This window comes from Caballeronia glathei (assembly GCF_000698595.1).
Taxonomy (GTDB): Bacteria; Pseudomonadota; Gammaproteobacteria; order Burkholderiales; family Burkholderiaceae; genus Caballeronia; species Caballeronia glathei.
In genome coordinates this window covers 1-17,839 of the sequence record NZ_JFHC01000008.1, presented here as the reverse complement: position 1 = coordinate 17,839, position 17,839 = coordinate 1, and the positions used below count along the sequence as shown (strand labels likewise).

The following is a 17,839-nucleotide window of genomic DNA, read 5'->3' as shown; positions in this document are numbered from 1 at the left end:
CTATTTTAGACTGTCGGCGGGTTGGGGCGCGGGGGTGAGGGCAACGGGTGCTCGGCGGCACGCACGCTGCCGTGGGCGGGATGCGGGGGCGCCCGAAGTCACGCCAGCTCAGGCCGCATCCGTTCGGCGCTTTTGCCTGTGCCAACCGGCCGGCTGCCTCGTCCGGGCATTTTGGCTTAGACTGATTTTTTCAATCCGCGGAGCATCGAATGGACAATCTCTACGCATTCTCAGCCCAGACGCTCGGGGGCGAGACCGTCAGCCTCGACAAGTACCGCGACAAGGTGCTGCTCATCGTCAACACGGCGAGCGAGTGCGGATTCACGCCGCAGTACAAGGGCCTCCAGGACCTGTACGAGCGCTACGCGTCGCGCGGTTTCGAGGTGCTCGGCTTTCCGTGCAACCAGTTCGGCAAGCAGGAACCCGGCGACGCAGCGCAGATCGGCAGCTTCTGCGAAACGAACTATGGCGTGACGTTTCCGATGTTCGAGAAAATCGAGGTCAACGGCGCGAACGCACATCCGCTCTATAAGTATCTGACGGAGAAGGAGCCGGGCGTGCTCGGCATCGAGGCGATCAAGTGGAATTTCACGAAGTTCCTGGTCGACCGCCAGGGCAACATTGTCAAGCGCTTTGCGCCGATCACGAAGCCGGAATCGATCACGGACGACGTGGAAAAACTGCTGTAGGCACGCCGCGCGGCCTAGAGGATCGGTGAAAAGAGCCTTGCAACGTGCATCGTCATGCGCCGCCACGCCGGCGCGCCGCGATAGTCGTTCACGTCGATTTCGTACGACTGCGCGAAGTCCTCGAGCAGCATCGCCTCCACCTGGCTCGCGAAGCCGCTGTCGACCGTTAGCACCATGATCTCGAAGTTGAGCCGGAACGAGCGGTTGTCGAGATTTGCGCTGCCGATCGCGGCGGCGATATGGTCGACCAGCACGACTTTCTGGTGCAGGAAGCCCGGCCGGTAGCGGAAGATGCGCACGCCCGCGTTGATGGCGTCGTAGGCATACAGCTTCGACGCGGCGAACACCACGTGATGGTCGCGCCGGCTCGGAATCATGATGCGCACGTCCACGCCGCGCAGCACCGCGAGCCTCAAGGCCGAGAACACGGCTTCGTCGGGGATCAGATAGGGCGTCGTGATCCAGATCCGCTCGCGCGCCGCGTTGATCGCCTCGACGAAAAAGAGCGAGCAGGTTTCCTGCTTGTCGGCGGGACCGCTCGACAGGACCATGCAATGCATGTCGTCGCCGGACGGGCTCGCCGGCCCGACTTCCGGCAGCCGCTGGGTGGCCCAGTACCAGTCTTCGGTGAACACGAACTGGATGCTCGCGACCGCCGGCCCGCGCACTTCCACGTGGGTATCGCGCCACGGCGAGAGGCGCGGGTTGCCGCCCAGATATTCGACGCCGACGTTATGCCCGCCGACGAACGCGCGCTCGCCGTCGACGATCACGATCTTCCGATGATTGCGGAAGTTGATCTGGAAGCGGTTGACGAAGACGCGCTTGGTCGCAAAAGGATGCGTTTCGACGCCGGCCGCGCGCAGCGCGTCGACGTAGCGGCGCGGCAGGTCGAAGCTGCCGATGCTGTCGTAGAGGAAATAGACGCGCACGCCCGCTTGCGCCTTCGCGATCAGCAGTTCCTTGAGCAGTTGCCCGAGCGGGTCTGCGCGCACGATGAAGAACTGCACGATCACGTAGTGCTTCGCGCGTTCGATTGCTTCGAGAATCGCGGTGAAGGTGGCGTCGCCGTTGAGCAGCACGCGCACCGAATTGCCGCGCAGGAACGGCATGCCGGAGAGGCGGGTGAGCGTGCGGATGGCGGGATTGCCGAGATAGGCCGCCGGTCCGGGCGCCGCCACGCCGCGCAGCTCGGAAGGACCGGTTGCATCGGCCGTGGCGGTTGCGCCGGACACGTCTTGCAGCGCGGCGGTGCCGCCCGCATGGCTGGCGTGGTCCGAATGCCACTCGGCGGGATGCGCGCGGCTGCGCAGGATTTCGTTCTCGAGGCGCCGCTCGTCGATGTAGCCGGCGAACTTGCTGCGGCCGAGGAAGAGATACGGCACGAGCGTGAAATAAGGCATCGCGACGAGCGACACGGCCCACGCAACCGCGCCCTGCGACGTGCGCGTGTTCACGACGGCGTGGCATGCGGCAATGATGCCGAGCATGTGTGCCAGGAAGACGAGAGTGCCGAGGTGAAGCCAGTCTAGTTCCATTGTGCGCGCGCAGCTCGCGTGGCGGCAGAACCGGGGTGCCGATGCCGGGGTGCTGATACATCAGGGACTGCCGCGCCTGTCCGGGCCACGGCCGACGATCCGTCATCTTACCGAACGACCGCGCGGCACGGTTTTGTAAACCGTGCCGCGTTTGCGCCCGCGCAAGCCGGCTCAGCCCGGCAGATCGGCGGCCTGGATCAGGAACACGTTGTCGTCGCCGGCGCTGGTCGAGAGCCAGACGAGATCGAGCCCGCCAAGCGACGCCTCGACGTTCTCGCGCTCGTTGCCGATCTCGACGACGAGCACGCCGTCCTCGGTCAGCCACCTGCGCGCCTCGCCGACGATGCGCCGCACGACGTCCATGCCGTCCGCGCCGCCCGCGAGCGCGAGTTCGGGCTCGTGCCGGTACTCGGCCGGCAGGTTCTGCATCGCCGTGGCGTTCACGTACGGCGGATTCGTGATGATCACCTCGTAGCGCCCGCCCGGCAGCGGCGCGAAGAGATCGCCTTCGTAGAGCGAGATACGCTCGGCGAGCCCGTAGTCGTCCACGTTGCGATGCGCGACTTCGAGCGCGGCCGGGGAGATGTCCACGGCGTCGATGTCCGCGTTCTGGAAAGCCTGCGCGGCCAGAATCGCGAGGCATCCCGAACCGGTGCACAGCTCCAGCACGTGCGACACCTGGTCAGGGTCGGCGACATACGGCTGCAGGCCGTCCTGCAGCAATTCGCCGATGAACGAGCGCGGCACGATCACGCGTTCATCAACGAAGAAGCGGTGGCCGTGCATCCACGCTTCGTGCGTGATGTACGCGGCCGGCACGCGGTCGGCCGCGCGGCGTTCGATCACTTTCATGACCGCGTCGATTTCCGTGTCGAGCAGGCGCGCGTCGAGGAACGGGTCGAGCGTGTCGAGCGGCAGATGCAGCGTGTGAAGAATCAGATAGGCGGCCTCGTCGTAGGCGTTCGACGAGCCGTGGCCGAACGACAATCCGGCTTCGGTGAAACGGGACACGCCGAAGCGCAGCAGGTCACGCAGGGTGGTGAAGGGCAGCGCCATCGCAAGGCTCCTTTGTTTTTCAGGCGATCAGTTGTTCGAGCACGCGGCGATAGACGTTCTTCAGCGGCTCGATGAATTGCACTTCGATGTGTTCGTCGATCTTGTGGATGCTGCCGTTCGGCGGCCCGAACTCGACCACCTGCTCGCAGATGCGCGCAATGAAGCGGCCGTCCGACGTGCCGCCCGTCGTCGAGAGCTCGGTGCGCACGCCGGTTTCGTCGAGGATCGCCTTTTCCAGCGCGTTCGAGAGCGAGCCGCGCGGCGTGAGAAACGGCAGTCCGCTTACGGTCCAGGTCAGGTCGTAGTCGAGCGCGTGTCGCTCGAGGATCTCGTGCACGCGGCTTTGCAGGCCCTCCACCGTGCTCGCCGTCGAGAAGCGGAAGTTGAACAGCAGTTCCGCGTGGCCGGGAATCACGTTGGTCGCGCCGGTGCCGCTCGACAGGTTCGAGACCTGCCAGGTGGTCGGCGGGAAGTATTCGTTGCCCTCGTCCCAGTGTTCGGCGACGAGCTCGGCAAGCGCGGGCGCGAGCAGGTGGATCGGATTCTTCGCGAGATGCGGATACGCGATGTGTCCCTGCAGGCCCTTCACGACGAGCTTGCCCGACATCGAGCCGCGGCGGCCGTTCTTCACCACGTCGCCGAGGGTGTCCGAGGAGGTCGGCTCGCCGACGATGCAGTAGTCGAGCCGCTCGCCGCGCGCCTTCAGCGCTTCCACGACCTTGACGGTGCCGTCGGTGGCCGGGCCTTCCTCGTCGCTCGTGATGAGCAGCGCGAGCGAGCCGCGATGCTCCGGATGAGCCTTCACGAATTCCTCGCTCGACACGACGAACGCCGCGAGCGACGCCTTCATGTCCGCCGCGCCGCGCCCGTAGAGCTTGCCGTCGCGATGGGTCGGCGTGAAGGGCGGCGAGGTCCATTGTTCGAGCGGGCCGGTCGGCACCACGTCGGTGTGGCCGGCGAACGCTAGCAGCTTGCCGCCGGTGCCCGCTGAGCCGCGCTTGACCGCCCACAGGTTCGTGACGCCGCCCGAGCGAATCGTTTCGCAGTCGAAGCCGACTGCCGACAGGCGTTCCACGAGGAGCGCCTGACAGTTCTGGTCGTCGGGCGTGACCGAGGCGCGGGCGATCAGGTCTTCGGTGAGGAGGAGGGTGCCGGACATGGATTCAAGCCACTTTCAATAAAAAAATGCCGGCGCGGCGGCCGGCATTTGCGTTGAGCGATGAAAAAGCGCGACGTAAAAGCGCGACATGAAAGCGCAGCGCATACGCGCGACGAAGAGCGTCAGGCGAACAGCGTTTCGTACTGCTCGGCCGAAAAGCCGAGCGTCTTCACCCGCCCGTTCACCACGACGACCGGCCGCTTGATGATCGACGGCTTGTGGATCATCAGCGCGATCGCGCCCGGCGTGGTGCCGGCTTCGGCCTTGTAGGTGTCGGAGAGCCCGCGCCAGGTCGTGCCGCGCCGGTTGATGAGCTCGTCGAGCGACACGTCCTTCAGCCAGTCCTGCAGAAGCGCCGTCGAGACACCCGCCTTCTTGAAGTCGTGGAACTCGAACGGCACGCCGTGCTCTTCCAGCCACACGCGCGCTTTCTTCACGGTGTCGCAGTTCGGAATGCCGTAGACGACGGTCGTATTCACGGAACCTCGCGCCACGATCAGTCGCCCCGCAGCAGTTCGTTCAGGCCGACCTTCGCACGCGTCTTGGCGTCGACCTTCTTCACGATGACGGCGCAGTAGAGGCTGTGCGTGCCGTCCTTCGACGGCAGGTTGCCCGCGACCACGACCGAGCCCGCCGGAATGCGGCCATAGGTGACCGAGCCGGTCTCGCGGTCGTAGATCTTCGTGCTCTGGCCGAGATAGACGCCCATCGAGATGACCGAGTTCTCCTCGACGATCACGCCTTCCACCACTTCCGAGCGCGCGCCGATGAAGCAGTTGTCCTCGATGATGACCGGGTTCGCCTGCAGCGGCTCCAGCACGCCGCCGATGCCCACGCCGCCCGACAGGTGCACGTTCTTGCCGATCTGCGCGCACGAACCGACCGTCGCCCAGGTATCGACCATCGTGCCTTCGTCCACGTAGGCGCCGATGTTCGTGTACGACGGCATCAGCACGACGTTCTTCGCGATGAACGAGCCGCGGCGCGCAATGGCCGGCGGCACGACGCGAAAGCCGCCCGCGGCGAAGTCTTCGGCCGTGTAGTTCGCGAACTTCGAGGGCACCTTGTCGTAGAACTGCGAGTAACCGCCCGCGGGCATCGGCGCGTTGTCTTCCAGGCGGAACGACAGCAGCACGGCCTTCTTCAGCCACTGATTGACGATCCAGTCGCCGTTCTGCTTCTCGGCCACGCGCAACTGGCCACGGTCCAACTGCTCGATCGCGTGCGCGACGGCGTCGCGCACTTCGGCGGGCGCGGCTTTCGGCGACAGCTCGGCGCGGTTTTCCCAGGCGGTATCGATGATCTGCTGAAGTTGTTGCGACATGTTGAGTGGTATCGGTAATGGAGGATGGATTTACTGCGCGAGCGAGCGGCAGAACTCGACGATGCGGCGCGCTCCCTCGACACATTCTTCGAGCGCGGCGACGAGCGCGATGCGCACGAACCCCTCGCCGGGATTCGTGCCGTGCGCGGTGCGCGCGAGATAGGAGCCGGGCAGAACCGTCACATTATAGTCGGCGTAGAGACGCGCGGCGAACTCGGTGTCGGCGAGGCCGGTGCGGCGGACGTTGGCCCACAGGTAGAACGCGGCGTCCGGCAGGCGCACGTCGAGCACCTCGGCGAGCATCGGCGTGACCGCCGTGAACTTTTGCAGGTATTTCGCGCGGTTCTCGCGCACGTGGGTTTCGTCCTGCCACGCCACGGCGCTCGCCGTCTGGTACACGGTGGAGAGCGCCGTGCCGTGATAGGTGCGGTAGAGCAGGAAGCTCTTCAGGATCGACGCGTCGCCCGCGACGAAGCCCGAGCGCATGCCCGGCACGTTCGATCGCTTCGAGAGGCTCGAGAGCATCACGAGCCGCTCGAAGCCGCGCCCGAGCCGGTGCGCCGCCTCGAGGCCGCCGAGCGGCGGGGAGGCTTCGTCGAAGTAGATCTCGGAATAGCATTCGTCGGAGGCGATCACGAAGCCGTGCTTGTCCGACAGGGCGAAGAGCTCGCGCCAGTCGTCGAGCGTGAGCACGGCGCCCGTCGGATTGCCCGGCGTGCAGACGTAGAGCAGTTGCGTGCGCGCCCAGATTTCCTCAGGCACCGCCGAATAGTCGCAGGCGAAGTTGCGCGCCGGATCGCTGTTGGCGAAGTACGGCACGGCGCCCGCGAGGAGCGCCGCGCCCTCGTAGATTTGATAGAACGGGTTCGGACAGAGTACGATCGGCCGTTCGGCTGCCGCGCCGGCCGGGCCGGCACCCCGGCTGTCGATCACGGTCTGCGCGAGCGCGAAAAGCGCTTCGCGCGAGCCGGAGACGGGCAGCACCTGCGTGGCGGCATCGACGGCGGGGAGGTGGTAGCGCTTTTCGACCCACGCGGCGATGGCCTGGCGCAGCGGCTCGCTGCCGAGCGTCGCCGGATAGGCCGACAGGCCGCCGAGCGCGTTCACGACGGCATCGCGCACGATCGCGGGCGTCGGATGCTTGGGTTCGCCGATGCCGAAGCTGATCGGGGAGAAACCGGCGCGCGGCTTGATGTCCTTGAAGAGCGCGCGCAGCTTTTCGAACGGATACGGCTGAAGTGTCTGCAGAAGTGGATTCACGGCGTAGTCGAGGAATGACGGCGGCAAAAAAGGGTCCGGAGGATTCGAAACGGCTTGCTGCGCGGTGGCCCGCGCACCGGCCGACGCCTGGGCGTCGTGACCCGGGGCGGGCCGCAGCGAGCCGCGGCTCGGCACTATCTGGCACTGCTGGCGCTGCTGGCGCTGGTGGCACTAAGCTGGCAGCAACTGGGAGAGCTTCCGCGCATTCGCGCGGGGAAGCGTTTGATTATACAGCGGCACTATCCGCGCGCAGGCGGCGGGCAAGGGCATCCGGCGGGTGCACGATCCTCCCGGAGCCCGGCGCGCGCAACGCAAGAACGATGGAGCAGTGAATGCGGTCAGGCAAGGAAAGAGGCATCGCGCAGAGGCCGGCGCAGATGTCCGCGGCAAGGGAGACACCCGGCGGCGATACCGGCAGGGGCGCATCGCAATGAACCCGCGCATTGGCAGCACCTTGCCGACGCTCGCGATCATGCTCGGCGCGTCCGTCTGGGGCCTCGTCTGGTATCCGATGCGCATGCTCGCCGCGCTCGGCCTCACCGGCACGGCGGCGAGTGCCGCGACGAGCGCCGCCGCGTGCCTCTTCGTCCTCCTCGTGCGGCGCGGCTCGATCCGCTCGATCTCGTGGCACTGGCTGCTCGTCGCGCTCGCGATTGCGGCAGGGGTGACCAATATCGGCTTCGTCTGGGGCGCGATCCACGGGCAGGTGATGCGCGTGCTGCTGCTCTTCTATCTGACCCCGGCCTGGACCGCGCTCTTCGCGCATTTCATCCTGCACGAGCGGCTGACGCGTTCAGGCGTGGCGCTCGCCGGACTGTCGCTCGCGGGCGCGGCGACGATGCTCTGGTCGCCCGAGCTCGGCCTGCCGCTGCCCGCGAATCTCGCCGAATGGGCGGGGCTCATGGGCGGCATGGGCTTCGCGATGAGCAACGTGCTGATCGTCAAGGTGAGCCGCGTGCTGCCCGCGATGAAATCCGAGATGCGCACCGCGACGATCTTCGGCGGCGCGGCGCTCGTCGCTTCGGTCGCGATGCTCTTCGAGCCGATGACGGCGCCGCCCGCGGCGTCGCAGCTCGGCATGGTCGCGTTGCTCGTGGCGGGCCTCGGCATCGTGCTCGCATCGAACAACATGCTCGTGCAGATCGGCCTGGCGAAGGTGCCGGCCAACCGCGCGTCGATCATCATGCTGTTCGAGCTCGTCGTGACGGCGCTCTCGGCGTGGCTCTTCGCGGGCGAGGTGCCGGGCGCGCGCGAGTGGGCGGGCGGCGCGTGTATCGTCGCGGCGTGCGTGCTGTCGGGCTGGGTGCATCGCGAGAAGGAACCACGCGATCCGCGGGAGCCTCGCGAGCAATGTGACGAGCCGCGCGACGAGCCGCACCCCAAGAAGAAATCGACACGCGCGATGGTATGATTGTGACCGCTCGCCGGGCCGTGCCACCAAGCGAGCCGGATCGTCAATCGGACGATTCGGCAAACCCGCTGCAAGTCGTTGATTGCATGTCGAACAGCGTTCGGATGCGACCGGCCGGCAGCGCGCACGCCCGAGCGATTCGACCGGCGGCACGCCGTTCGCGCGGCTGATCTCACGAAGCCGTGCGCGGTCCGTCGGCCCCGTATCCGCGTATACGCCAGAATTCTTTTCCAACAGCGATATCGCCGTGCGTCTGACCTCGATAAAACTCGCTGGCTTCAAGTCATTCGTCGATCCCACGCATTTCCAGGTCCCGGGCCAGCTGGTCGGCGTCGTCGGGCCCAATGGCTGTGGCAAGTCCAACATCATTGATGCCGTGCGCTGGGTGCTCGGCGAATCGCGCGCCTCCGAGCTGCGCGGCGAATCGATGCAGGACGTGATCTTCAATGGCTCGACGGCGCGCAAGCCCGGCAGCCGGGCCAGCGTCGAACTGATCTTCGACAACGCCGACGGCCGCGCCGCCGGTCAATGGAGCACCTACGGCGAAATCGCCGTGAAGCGCGTGCTCACGCGCGACGGCACGTCGAGCTACTACATCAACAACCTGCCGGCGCGCCGCCGCGACATTCAGGACATCTTCCTCGGCACGGGTCTCGGCCCGCGCGCCTACGCGATCATCGGGCAGGGCATGATCGCGCGGATCATCGAGGCGAAGCCGGAAGAGCTGCGCGTGTTTCTCGAAGAAGCCGCGGGCGTGTCGAAGTACAAGGAGCGGCGTCGCGAAACAGAGAATCGCCTGCATGACACGCGGGAAAATCTGACGCGGGTCGAGGATATCGTCCGCGAACTGGGCGCGAATCTCGAAAAGCTCGAGGCGCAGGCCGTCGTTGCGACCAGGTACAAGGAGTTGCAGGCCGAAGGCGAGGAAAAGCAGCGCTTGCTGTGGCTTCTGCGCAAGACCGAGGCGGGCAGCGAGGCCGAGCGCCAGCGGCGCGCGATCGGCGAGGCGCAGACCGATCTCGAAGGGCAGACGGCGCGTCTGCGCGAAGTGGAGGCGCAACTGGAGACGCTGCGCGTTGCGCACTACAGTGCGAGCGACGCGATGCAGGGCGCGCAGGGCGCGCTCTACGAAGCGAATTCGGAAGTGAGCCGGCTCGAGGCGGAGATCAAGTTCATCGTCGAGTCGCGCAATCGCGTGCAGGCGCAGATCGCCGCGCTCACCGCGCAGCGCGAGCAGTGGCAGATGCAGGCCGAGAAGGCGCGCGGCGAGATCGCCGAGGCCGAGGACGCGCTCGCGATCGGCGAGGAGAAGGCCGCTGTCGCGCAGGATAACGCGGCCGCGAAGCACGACGCGCTGCCCGCGCTTGAGGCGCGCTGGCGCGATGCGCAGTCGCAGCTGAACGAGGAGCGCGCCGGCATCGCGCAGACGGAGCAGGCGCTCAAGCTCGAAGCGGCGCATCAGCGCAACGCGGACCAGCAGCTTCAGCAGTTGCAGCAGCGTCACGAGCGTCTCAAGACCGAGGCGGGCGGGCTCGACGCGCCTGACGAAGCGCAGCTCGAAGAGATGCGCATGCAGTTTGCCGAGCATCAGGAAATGCTCGCCGAGGCGCAGGCGCGCCTTGCCGGCGCGCAGGAAACGCTGCCGCGTCTCGACGGCGAGCGCCGCGCGGCGCAGGAGCGCGTGCAGGCGGAAAGCGCGCAGATCCATCAGCTGGAAGCGCGCCTCGCCGCGCTCAGGCAGCTTCAGGAAAACGTCCAGACCGAAGGCAAGATCCAGCCGTGGCTCGACAAGCACGAGCTGGGCGGCCTGCCGCGTCTCTGGAAGAAGCTGCACGTCGAGGCAGGCTGGGAGACGGCGCTCGAAGCCGCGCTGCGCGAGCGGATGACGGCGCTGGAAGTGTCGAATCTCGACTGGGTCAAGGCCTTCGCCACCGACGCGCCGCCCGCCAAGCTCGCGTTCTACGCGCCGCCGCCCGCCGGCCGTCCGCTCGAGACGCCGCAGGGGCTGCGAACGCTCCTGTCGCTCGTTCGCATCGACGACCCGGGCATTCGCGCCGTGCTGAACGACTGGCTCGGCACGACCTTCGTCGCCGACGGTATCGGGGAGGCGCTCGCCGCGCGCGCGCAACTGCCCGAGGGCGGCACGTTCGTCGTGAAGGCGGGGCATCTGGTGACGCGCGTCGGCGTGCAGCTCTACGCCGCCGATTCCGAGCAGGCCGGCATGCTCGCGCGCCAGCAGGAAATCGAGAACCTGGCGCGCCAGGCGCGCGCCCAGGCGCTGCTCGCCGACGAAGCACGCGCCGCCGCCGTGCATGCCGAGGCGGCGCACACGCAGGCGTCGCAGGCGCTCGCGGACGCACGCTCGGCCGCCGAGCGCGCGACGCAGCGTGTGCACGCGCTGCAACTCGACGTGCTCAAGCTCACGCAGGCGCACGAGCGCTACACGCAGCGCAGCACGCAGATTCGCGAGGAACTGGAGGAGATCGGCGCGCAGATCGAGGAGCAGCGCGCGCTGCGGGCCGAATCGGAGGCGAACTTCGAGCGGCACGACAGCGAGCTTGCCGAGTTGCAGGCGCGCTTCGAGGACAACCAGCTTGCATTCGAGGCACTCGACGAGACGCTCACGAACGCCCGCCAGGAAGCACGCGACCTGGAGCGCGCGGCGAGCGACGCGAGCTTTGCCGTGCGCGGGCTTGCCGCGAAGATCGAGGAATACCGGCGCAATATCGAGACGGCGCGCGAGCAGAGCGAGCGCGTCGCGATCGCGCTGGAGGACGCGCGCGCCGAACTCGAAACGATCAACGAGCAGACGGCGCACACGGGCCTGCAGGACGCGCTCGAAGTGCGCGCGGCAAAGGAAGAGGCGCTGCACGCGGCGCGCGTCGAACTCGACGACCTGACCGCGCGCCTGCGCCACGCCGATGAAAACCGGCTCACCGCCGAACGTTCACTGCAGCCGCTGCGCGAGCGCATCGGCGAATTGCAGCTGAAGGAGCAGGCGGCGCGCATCAGCGGCGAGCAGTTCGTCGAGCAACTGCTGGCGGCGGGTGTCGACGAGGCCGAGCTGCAGGCGAAGCTCACGCCGGATCTGAAGCCGTCGTATCTGCAGGGCGAAGTCACGCGCCTGAACAACGCGATCACCGCGCTCGGCCCTGTCAACATGGCCGCGCTCGACGAGCTCGCCACGGCCACGCAGCGCAAGGAATTCCTGGACTCCCAGTCGGCCGACCTGAACAACGCGATCGGCACGCTGGAAGACGCGATCCAGAAGATCGACCAGGAAACGCGCGGCCTGCTGCAAGGCACGTTCGACGAAGTGAACCAGCATTTCGGCGAGCTGTTCCCGCGTCTGTTCGGCGGCGGGCAGGCGAAGCTCATCATGACCGGCGACGAAATCCTCGATGCCGGCGTGCAGGTGATGGCGCAGCCGCCCGGCAAGAAGAATTCGACGATTCACCTGCTCTCCGGCGGCGAGAAGGCGCTCACGGCCACCGCGCTCGTGTTCGCGATGTTCCAGCTGAATCCGGCGCCGTTCTGTCTGCTGGACGAGGTGGACGCGCCGCTCGACGACGCCAACACCGAGCGTTTCGCCAATCTCGTGCGCGCCATGTCCGACAAGACGCAGTTCCTGTTCATTTCGCACAACAAGATCGCGATGGAAATGGCGCAGCAACTGATCGGCGTGACGATGCAGGAACAGGGCGTGTCGCGGATCGTCGCCGTGGACATGGAATCCGCGGCCGGATTCGCACAGAATGCAGGCTGACGGTAAGTTGACGCAAAGTTAGCCTTGATCCGATGAAGGGCCGGACCCTGTCCGGCTGAAAGCGCGCAGGCGCGGAGTCCTGTGCACGCCGGAAGGCGTGCGCGACAGATCGCGCGGCGCATCGCAACTAAAAGTTTGGTGGAGCGTGCATGGACGAGTTGACACTCGGTTTGATCGGAGCCGGTGCCGTGGTGGTGGGCGGCGTCGTGGTCTATAACGCCTGGCAGAGCGCGAAGGTGCGCCGCAGGATGCCGCGTCCGATGCCCGACGACGCGGCGGATTCGCTCGCGCGCCAGGACGCCGACGAAGAGCAGCCGTTCATCGAGCCGGTGCGGCCCGCCCGCCGCGAGCCCGCAATCGGCGAGGGCGAAACGAAGGATGCGCGCGTCGAGCCGAGCTTCGGCGGCGCGCCGATGCCGGCGGTCGCGCCCGCCGACACGGCCGTCGACCTTCAGGCCGAGGCGACCTCGGCCAACGGCGAGCCGCGGGGAGCGGACGAGGACGCCGACGAGGCCGAGCCGGTGCTGCCCGCTGCGACCACGATTTCGTCGGCGCCGCCTGCGCTCGTCGACCGGCGCATCGACTGCATCGTGCCGATCCGCCTCACCGCGCCGATCGCCGGCGACAAGGTGATTCCGCTTGCCCAGCGGCTGCGCCGCGCGGGCAGCAAGCCGGTGAACATCGAAGGCAAGCTGGAGGGCACGTCCACGTGGGAGCTGCTCAAGAACGGCGCGCGCTATGAAGAGCTGCGCGCTGCCGCGCAACTCGCGAACCGCAGCGGCGCGTTGAACGAGCTCGAATTCTCCGAGTTCGTGACCGGCGTGCAGCGTTTCGCCGACGCGATCGACGGCGCGCCCGAATTCCCCGACATGCTGGAAACCGTCGGCATGGCGCGCGAACTCGACGCCTTCGCCGCCCAGTGCGACGCGCAGCTGTCGATCAACATTCTCTCCGACGGCGCGCCCTGGTCCGCGAACTACGTGCAGGCGGTGGCGTCGCAGGACGGCCTGCTGCTCTCGCGCGACGGCACGCGTTTCGTCAAGCTCGACGCGAAGCAGAACCCCGTCTTCATGCTCCAGTTCGGCGACACCAACTTTCTGCGCGACGACCTCACGTACAAGGGCGGCCAGATGATCACGCTGGTGCTCGACGTGCCCGTCGCCGACGAGGACATCCTCCCGTTCCGCCTGATGTGCGATTACGCGAAGTCGCTCTCCGAGCGCATCGGCGCGCGGGTCGTCGACGATCAGCGCCGTCCGCTTCCGGAATCGGCGCTGCTCGCGATCGAAAAGCAGTTGATGACGCTCTACGCCAAGCTGGAGCAGGCGGGCATCCCGGCGGGCTCGCCCGCCACGCGGCGCCTCTTCAGCCAGTAAGGCCGCCGGCGCGCCCGCTCGCCGTGCCGACGCGGCTTCGCAAGCCGCGCTTCATCCCGACGCCTCGCATCGCGCCCCTCCGGGCGCGATTTGTCGTGCACGCCCGAGCGAGCGCGCGGGGTTGTCCGTTGGGCCGATGCCACGATTTACCGATCTTCTGAGACAATCGAACGATCGGATCAAGCCTGCCGACCCTCAATTTTCTTTGCCCGTCCCGCCCGCATGTCCGCAAAATCGAAAGCCGAAGCCGCCGCCAAGTCGAAGTCCGCCGCCGCCGTTCCGAGCGCCGATCGCCCGGCGGAGCGCGCCGCATGGCTGCGCTCGGAGCTGGAGCGCGCGAACTACGCGTACTACGTGCTCGACCAGCCGGATCTGCCGGACGCCGAATACGACACGCTCTTCAAGGAACTGCAGCAGATCGAGGCCGACCAGCCCGACCTGATCACGCCCGACTCGCCGACGCAGCGCGTGGGCGGCCAGGTGGCGGCGGGCTTCGAGCCGGTCATGCACGACGTGCCGATGCTCTCGCTGAACAACGGTTTCGCCGAAGAGGACATCGTCGCGTTCGACAAGCGCGTGTCCGACGCGCTCGGCCACGCGCCGGTGCAATACGCGTGCGAACTCAAGTTCGACGGCCTCGCGATCTCCCTTCGCTACGACGACGGCCACTTTGTGCAGGCCGCCACGCGCGGCGACGGCGCGACGGGCGAGGACGTCACGGCCAACGTGCGCACGATCCGCTCGATTCCGCTCAGGCTCAAGGGCGGGAACGTGCCGAAGCGGCTCGACGTGCGCGGCGAGGTGCTGATGTTCAAGCGCGACTTCGATCGGCTGAACGCGCGCCAGCGCGAAGCGGAGCAGCGCGAGTTCGCCAATCCGCGCAACGCCGCGGCGGGCAGCCTGAGGCAGCTCGATCCGAAGATGACCGCGCAGCGGCCGCTGTCGTTCTTCGCGTACGGCATCGGCGTGCTGGAAGGCGCCGGGATGCCGCCGACGCACGCGGCCCTGCTCGACTGGTACGCGGAATTGGGTCTGCCGGTGAACACGGAGCGCGGCGTGGTCGAGGGCGCGCAGGGCCTGCTCGATTTCTTCGCGAAGACCGGCGAGAAGCGCGACGGCCTGCCGTATGACATCGACGGCGTCGTCTACAAGGTCAACCAGCTCGACGAGCAGGCGAAGCTCGGCTTCGTCTCGCGCGCGCCGCGCTTCGCGCTCGCGCACAAGTTCCCGGCGCAGGAAGCGCTCACGCAGTTGCTCGCGATCGACGTGCAGGTCGGGCGCACCGGCGCGATCACGCCGGTCGCGCGGCTCGCGCCGGTGTTTGTCGGCGGCGCGACCGTGACCAACGCCACGCTGCACAACGAAGACGAAGTACGGCGCAAGGACATCCGCATCGGCGACACGGTGATCGTGCGGCGCGCGGGCGACGTGATTCCGGAAGTGGTCGGCGCGATCCTGGACCGGCGCCCCGATGACGCCCGGGAGTTCGTGATGCCCACGGCGTGCCCGGTGTGCGGCTCGAAGATCGAGCGGCTGCCCGACGAAGCGATCGCCCGCTGCACCGGCGGCCTCTTCTGTCCCGCGCAGCGCAAGCAGGCGCTGTGGCACTTCGCGCAGCGCCGGGCGCTCGATATCGACGGGCTCGGCGAGAAGATCATCGACCAGCTGGTCGAGCAGAATCTCGTGCGCACGCCAGCCGATCTCTTCAGCCTGGGCTTTTCGACGCTCGCCGCGCTCGACCGTTTTGCAGACAAATCCGCCCAGAACCTGCTCGATTCGCTCGATAAAGCGCGCCACACCACACTCGCGCGCTTCATCTATGCACTCGGCATCCGTCACGTAGGAGAATCGACGGCAAAGGATCTCGCGAAGCACTTCGGCTCGCTCGATCCGATCATGGCGGCGTCCGTCGAAGCGTTGCTGGAAGTGAACGACGTCGGGCCGGTGGTCGCCGAATCGATCCACAACTTCTTTACCGAAGCGCACAACCAGCACGTCATCGAGCAGTTGCGCAGCAAGGTGTCGTGGCCCGAGGGCCCGCCCGCGCCGAAGGCGCCGCAGGGCGTGCTTGCGGGCAGGACGGTCGTGCTGACGGGCACGCTGCCCACGCTCTCGCGCGAGGAGGCGAAGGAAATGCTCGAGGCGGCCGGCGCGAAGGTGGCGGGGTCGGTGTCGAAGAAGACGGATTACGTCGTGGCGGGCGCGGATGCGGGCAGCAAGCTCGCGAAAGCCGAGGAACTCGGCGTTCCGGTGCTCGACGAAGAAGGTATGCGCAAGCTTTTGGAAGGAGTCACCGAATGATCCGCGAAATCCTGAAAATGGGCGATCCGCGCTTGCTGCGCATCGCCCAGCCGGTCGAGCATTTCGACACGCCCGAACTGCATGCGCTCGTCCAGGACATGTTCGACACGATGCGCGACGCGAATGGCGCGGGGCTCGCCGCGCCGCAGATCGGCGTGGACCTGCAGGTGGTGATCTTCGGATTCGGCTACAACGAGCGCTATCCCGACGCGCCGCCCGTGCCGGAGACCGTGCTGATCAATCCGATCATCACGCCGAATTCGCACGACATGGAAGAGGGCTGGGAAGGCTGTCTCTCGGTGCCCGGCCTGCGCGGCGCCGTGCAGCGCTATTCGATGATCCGCTATCAGGGCTTCGACCAGTTCGGCGGCGCGATCGAGCGGCTCGCCGAAGGGTTTCACGCACGCGTCGTGCAGCACGAGTGCGATCATCTGATCGGCAAGCTCTATCCGATGCGCATCACCGATTTCTCGAAGTTCGGCTTCACCGACATCCTGTTTCCGGGACTCGATTCGCCGCGGGACGATTGAGCGTCGATGCAGGGAACGAGGCCGCTCGTGCGCGCGGCCTTGTTTCAGTTTCAGGCAAACGTCTTCTTGGCGCCGGCATCCGGCTGACGAAAGAGCGCCACGTGCTCGGGGTCTGCCGACGCCTGGAGACGCCCGTCGGGCAGCCGCGCAATCACCACCTCTCCGATGCCGGGGCTCATCACGACAACTTCGTCGCGCAGGGCGAGCAGGGCGTCGAGCCGCCGCCGTCCGCTGATGATTTCGAGGCCGGCTTTCGTTTCGCGAACAATGATCTCAACTGACATGGCGGTTCTCCTCAATGGCGTCTGATGCGGATATACGCGCGATCCGGAGGCGGCTACGTTGCGTATACCTGCCTATCGGATGGATGGCCCATTTTCTTTAGTCAAAATTCGATCAAAAAAACGGCGCGCACGATGAGCCTCGTGCGCGCCGTTTTTTTCGATTTGCGTCGTTTTTTCACGACGCAATTTTGGCTGCCGCAAGCGTGCGCGATGGCGGTCAGAATGTCTCGTCTGACGCGAGATAGCGCCATTGGCCGGGGGGCAGCGCGCCGAGCGTCACGCGTCCCATGCGAATGCGCTTCAACCCGACGACCTCGAGTCCGACCAGTTCGCACATCCGGCGAATCTGGCGCTTCTTGCCTTCGCGCAGCACGAAACGCAGCTGTTCGCCGTTCTGCCAGCTGACCTGCGCCGCCTTGAGCGGCACGTCGTCGAGCGACAGGCCGTGGCGCAGCAGCGCGAGGCTTTCCGCGGGCAGGTGCTGCTCGACATCGACCGTGTGCTCGCCGAATTTCACCCGCACGAGATACTCCTTGTCCACCTCCGAATGGCCGCCGATCAGCTGTTTCGCGATGCGGCCGTCCTGCGTGAGGACGAGCAGGCCGGTCGAATCGATGTCGAGGCGGCCGGCCGGCGCGAGCGTGCGCAAGTGGTTCGGGGAAAAACGGATGCCGGACTGGTCGTCGGCCCAGTGATTCGACGGGTTGATCAGCGTGACGGCCGGCTGATAGCCGTCCTCCGCCTGTCCCGAGACAAAGCCGACCGGCTTGTGCAGCAGGATCGTCACCTGCTGCGACTGGGCGGCGTGCGCGGCGGGCAGGATTTCGATGTTCTGGTCCGGGCGGATGCGCGTGCCGAGCGTGTCGATCACCTGGCCGTCGACCAGCACCCAGCCCTTTTCGATCCATTCGTCCGCTTCGCGACGCGAGCACAGGCCAAGTTCGGACATCACCTTCGACAGGCGCACGAGACCCTCTTCCCCCGCGCGCGCGATGCGCGCGGGGGAGGCGTCGGGATGGTGCGGTGCCGCGGGGGCGGGTTTGGGAGGCGCCGTGCGCTTCGGGGCGGAATGCGCGGTGTCGCGGGCGGTGTGGTGGGGCTCGCCGCGCGCCTTGAATGGGCGGCGCTCGTCGTTGCCGCCCGGG

At 67.0% G+C, this 17,839-nt stretch carries 14 protein-coding genes; 6 read left to right on the top strand and 8 right to left on the bottom strand.

From position 1 onward, the window contains the following. Positions 1-209: 209 nt before the first annotated feature. The gene (locus tag BG61_RS07825) at positions 210-689 is read left to right on the top strand and encodes a glutathione peroxidase (protein WP_035938070.1); all 480 of its coding nucleotides are present in this window, start codon (positions 210-212) and stop codon (positions 687-689) included. Between the two features lie 14 nt (positions 690-703). Here the strand turns inward: BG61_RS07825 and cls are convergent, their stop codons facing one another. From cls to dapC, 6 genes are all read right to left on the bottom strand, one after another. Next, positions 704-2,227: a cardiolipin synthase gene (cls, locus tag BG61_RS07820; RefSeq protein WP_035938072.1), complete on the bottom strand. Its 1,524-nt coding sequence runs from the start codon at positions 2,225-2,227 to the stop codon at positions 704-706. 171 nt (positions 2,228-2,398) lie between these two features. Continuing rightward, a complete protein-coding gene (gene prmB, locus BG61_RS07815) occupies positions 2,399-3,283 on the bottom strand; it encodes a 50S ribosomal protein L3 N(5)-glutamine methyltransferase (RefSeq protein ID WP_035938073.1) in 885 nt (294 codons plus the stop codon). Positions 3,284-3,302: 19 nt separating this feature from the next. Continuing rightward, positions 3,303-4,442 carry a succinyl-diaminopimelate desuccinylase gene (gene dapE, locus BG61_RS07810; protein ID WP_035938075.1) on the bottom strand — a complete coding sequence of 380 codons (1,140 nt, stop codon included), beginning with the start codon at positions 4,440-4,442 and terminating at the stop codon, positions 3,303-3,305. A 122-nt stretch (positions 4,443-4,564) separates the two neighbouring features. Then, entirely contained in the window at positions 4,565-4,936 is a 372-nt protein-coding gene (locus tag BG61_RS07805) for an ArsC family reductase (protein WP_035938077.1), read from the bottom strand. Between the two features lie 2 nt (positions 4,937-4,938). After that, positions 4,939-5,766 (bottom strand): 2,3,4,5-tetrahydropyridine-2,6-dicarboxylate N-succinyltransferase, encoded by an 828-nt coding sequence (dapD, locus tag BG61_RS07800; protein ID WP_035938078.1) that lies wholly within the window; start codon positions 5,764-5,766, stop codon positions 4,939-4,941. Between the two features lie 30 nt (positions 5,767-5,796). Then, positions 5,797-7,026 carry a succinyldiaminopimelate transaminase gene (dapC, locus tag BG61_RS07795; RefSeq protein ID WP_035938190.1) on the bottom strand — a complete coding sequence of 410 codons (1,230 nt, stop codon included), beginning with the start codon at positions 7,024-7,026 and terminating at the stop codon, positions 5,797-5,799. Between the two features lie 430 nt (positions 7,027-7,456). On the opposite strand from dapC, the gene BG61_RS07790 reads away from it, so the two are divergent. From BG61_RS07790 to def, 5 genes are all read left to right on the top strand, one after another. Beyond that, entirely contained in the window at positions 7,457-8,437 is a 981-nt protein-coding gene (locus BG61_RS07790) for a DMT family transporter (protein WP_035938080.1), read from the top strand. A gap of 247 nt (positions 8,438-8,684) precedes the next feature. Continuing rightward, positions 8,685-12,203 carry a chromosome segregation protein SMC gene (smc, locus tag BG61_RS07785; protein WP_035938191.1) on the top strand — a complete coding sequence of 1,173 codons (3,519 nt, stop codon included), beginning with the start codon at positions 8,685-8,687 and terminating at the stop codon, positions 12,201-12,203. Between the two features lie 149 nt (positions 12,204-12,352). After that, the gene (locus BG61_RS07780; protein WP_035938081.1) at positions 12,353-13,579 is read left to right on the top strand and encodes a cell division protein ZipA C-terminal FtsZ-binding domain-containing protein; all 1,227 of its coding nucleotides are present in this window, start codon (positions 12,353-12,355) and stop codon (positions 13,577-13,579) included. Between the two features lie 222 nt (positions 13,580-13,801). Further along, positions 13,802-15,880: an NAD-dependent DNA ligase LigA gene (ligA, locus tag BG61_RS07775; RefSeq protein WP_035938083.1), complete on the top strand. Its 2,079-nt coding sequence runs from the start codon at positions 13,802-13,804 to the stop codon at positions 15,878-15,880. Continuing rightward, entirely contained in the window at positions 15,877-16,410 is a 534-nt protein-coding gene (gene def, locus BG61_RS07770) for a peptide deformylase (RefSeq protein ID WP_035938085.1), read from the top strand. Before ligA ends, def begins: the two co-directional genes overlap by 4 nt. Positions 16,411-16,460: 50 nt before the next feature. On the opposite strand, the gene BG61_RS07765 is transcribed toward def, so the two are convergent. Next, a complete protein-coding gene (locus BG61_RS07765) occupies positions 16,461-16,694 on the bottom strand; it encodes a hypothetical protein (RefSeq protein ID WP_035938087.1) in 234 nt (77 codons plus the stop codon). Between the two features lie 217 nt (positions 16,695-16,911). Then, a partial coding sequence (locus BG61_RS07760; protein ID WP_241486489.1) for a pseudouridine synthase occupies positions 16,912-17,839 on the bottom strand: 928 nt, incomplete at its 5' end.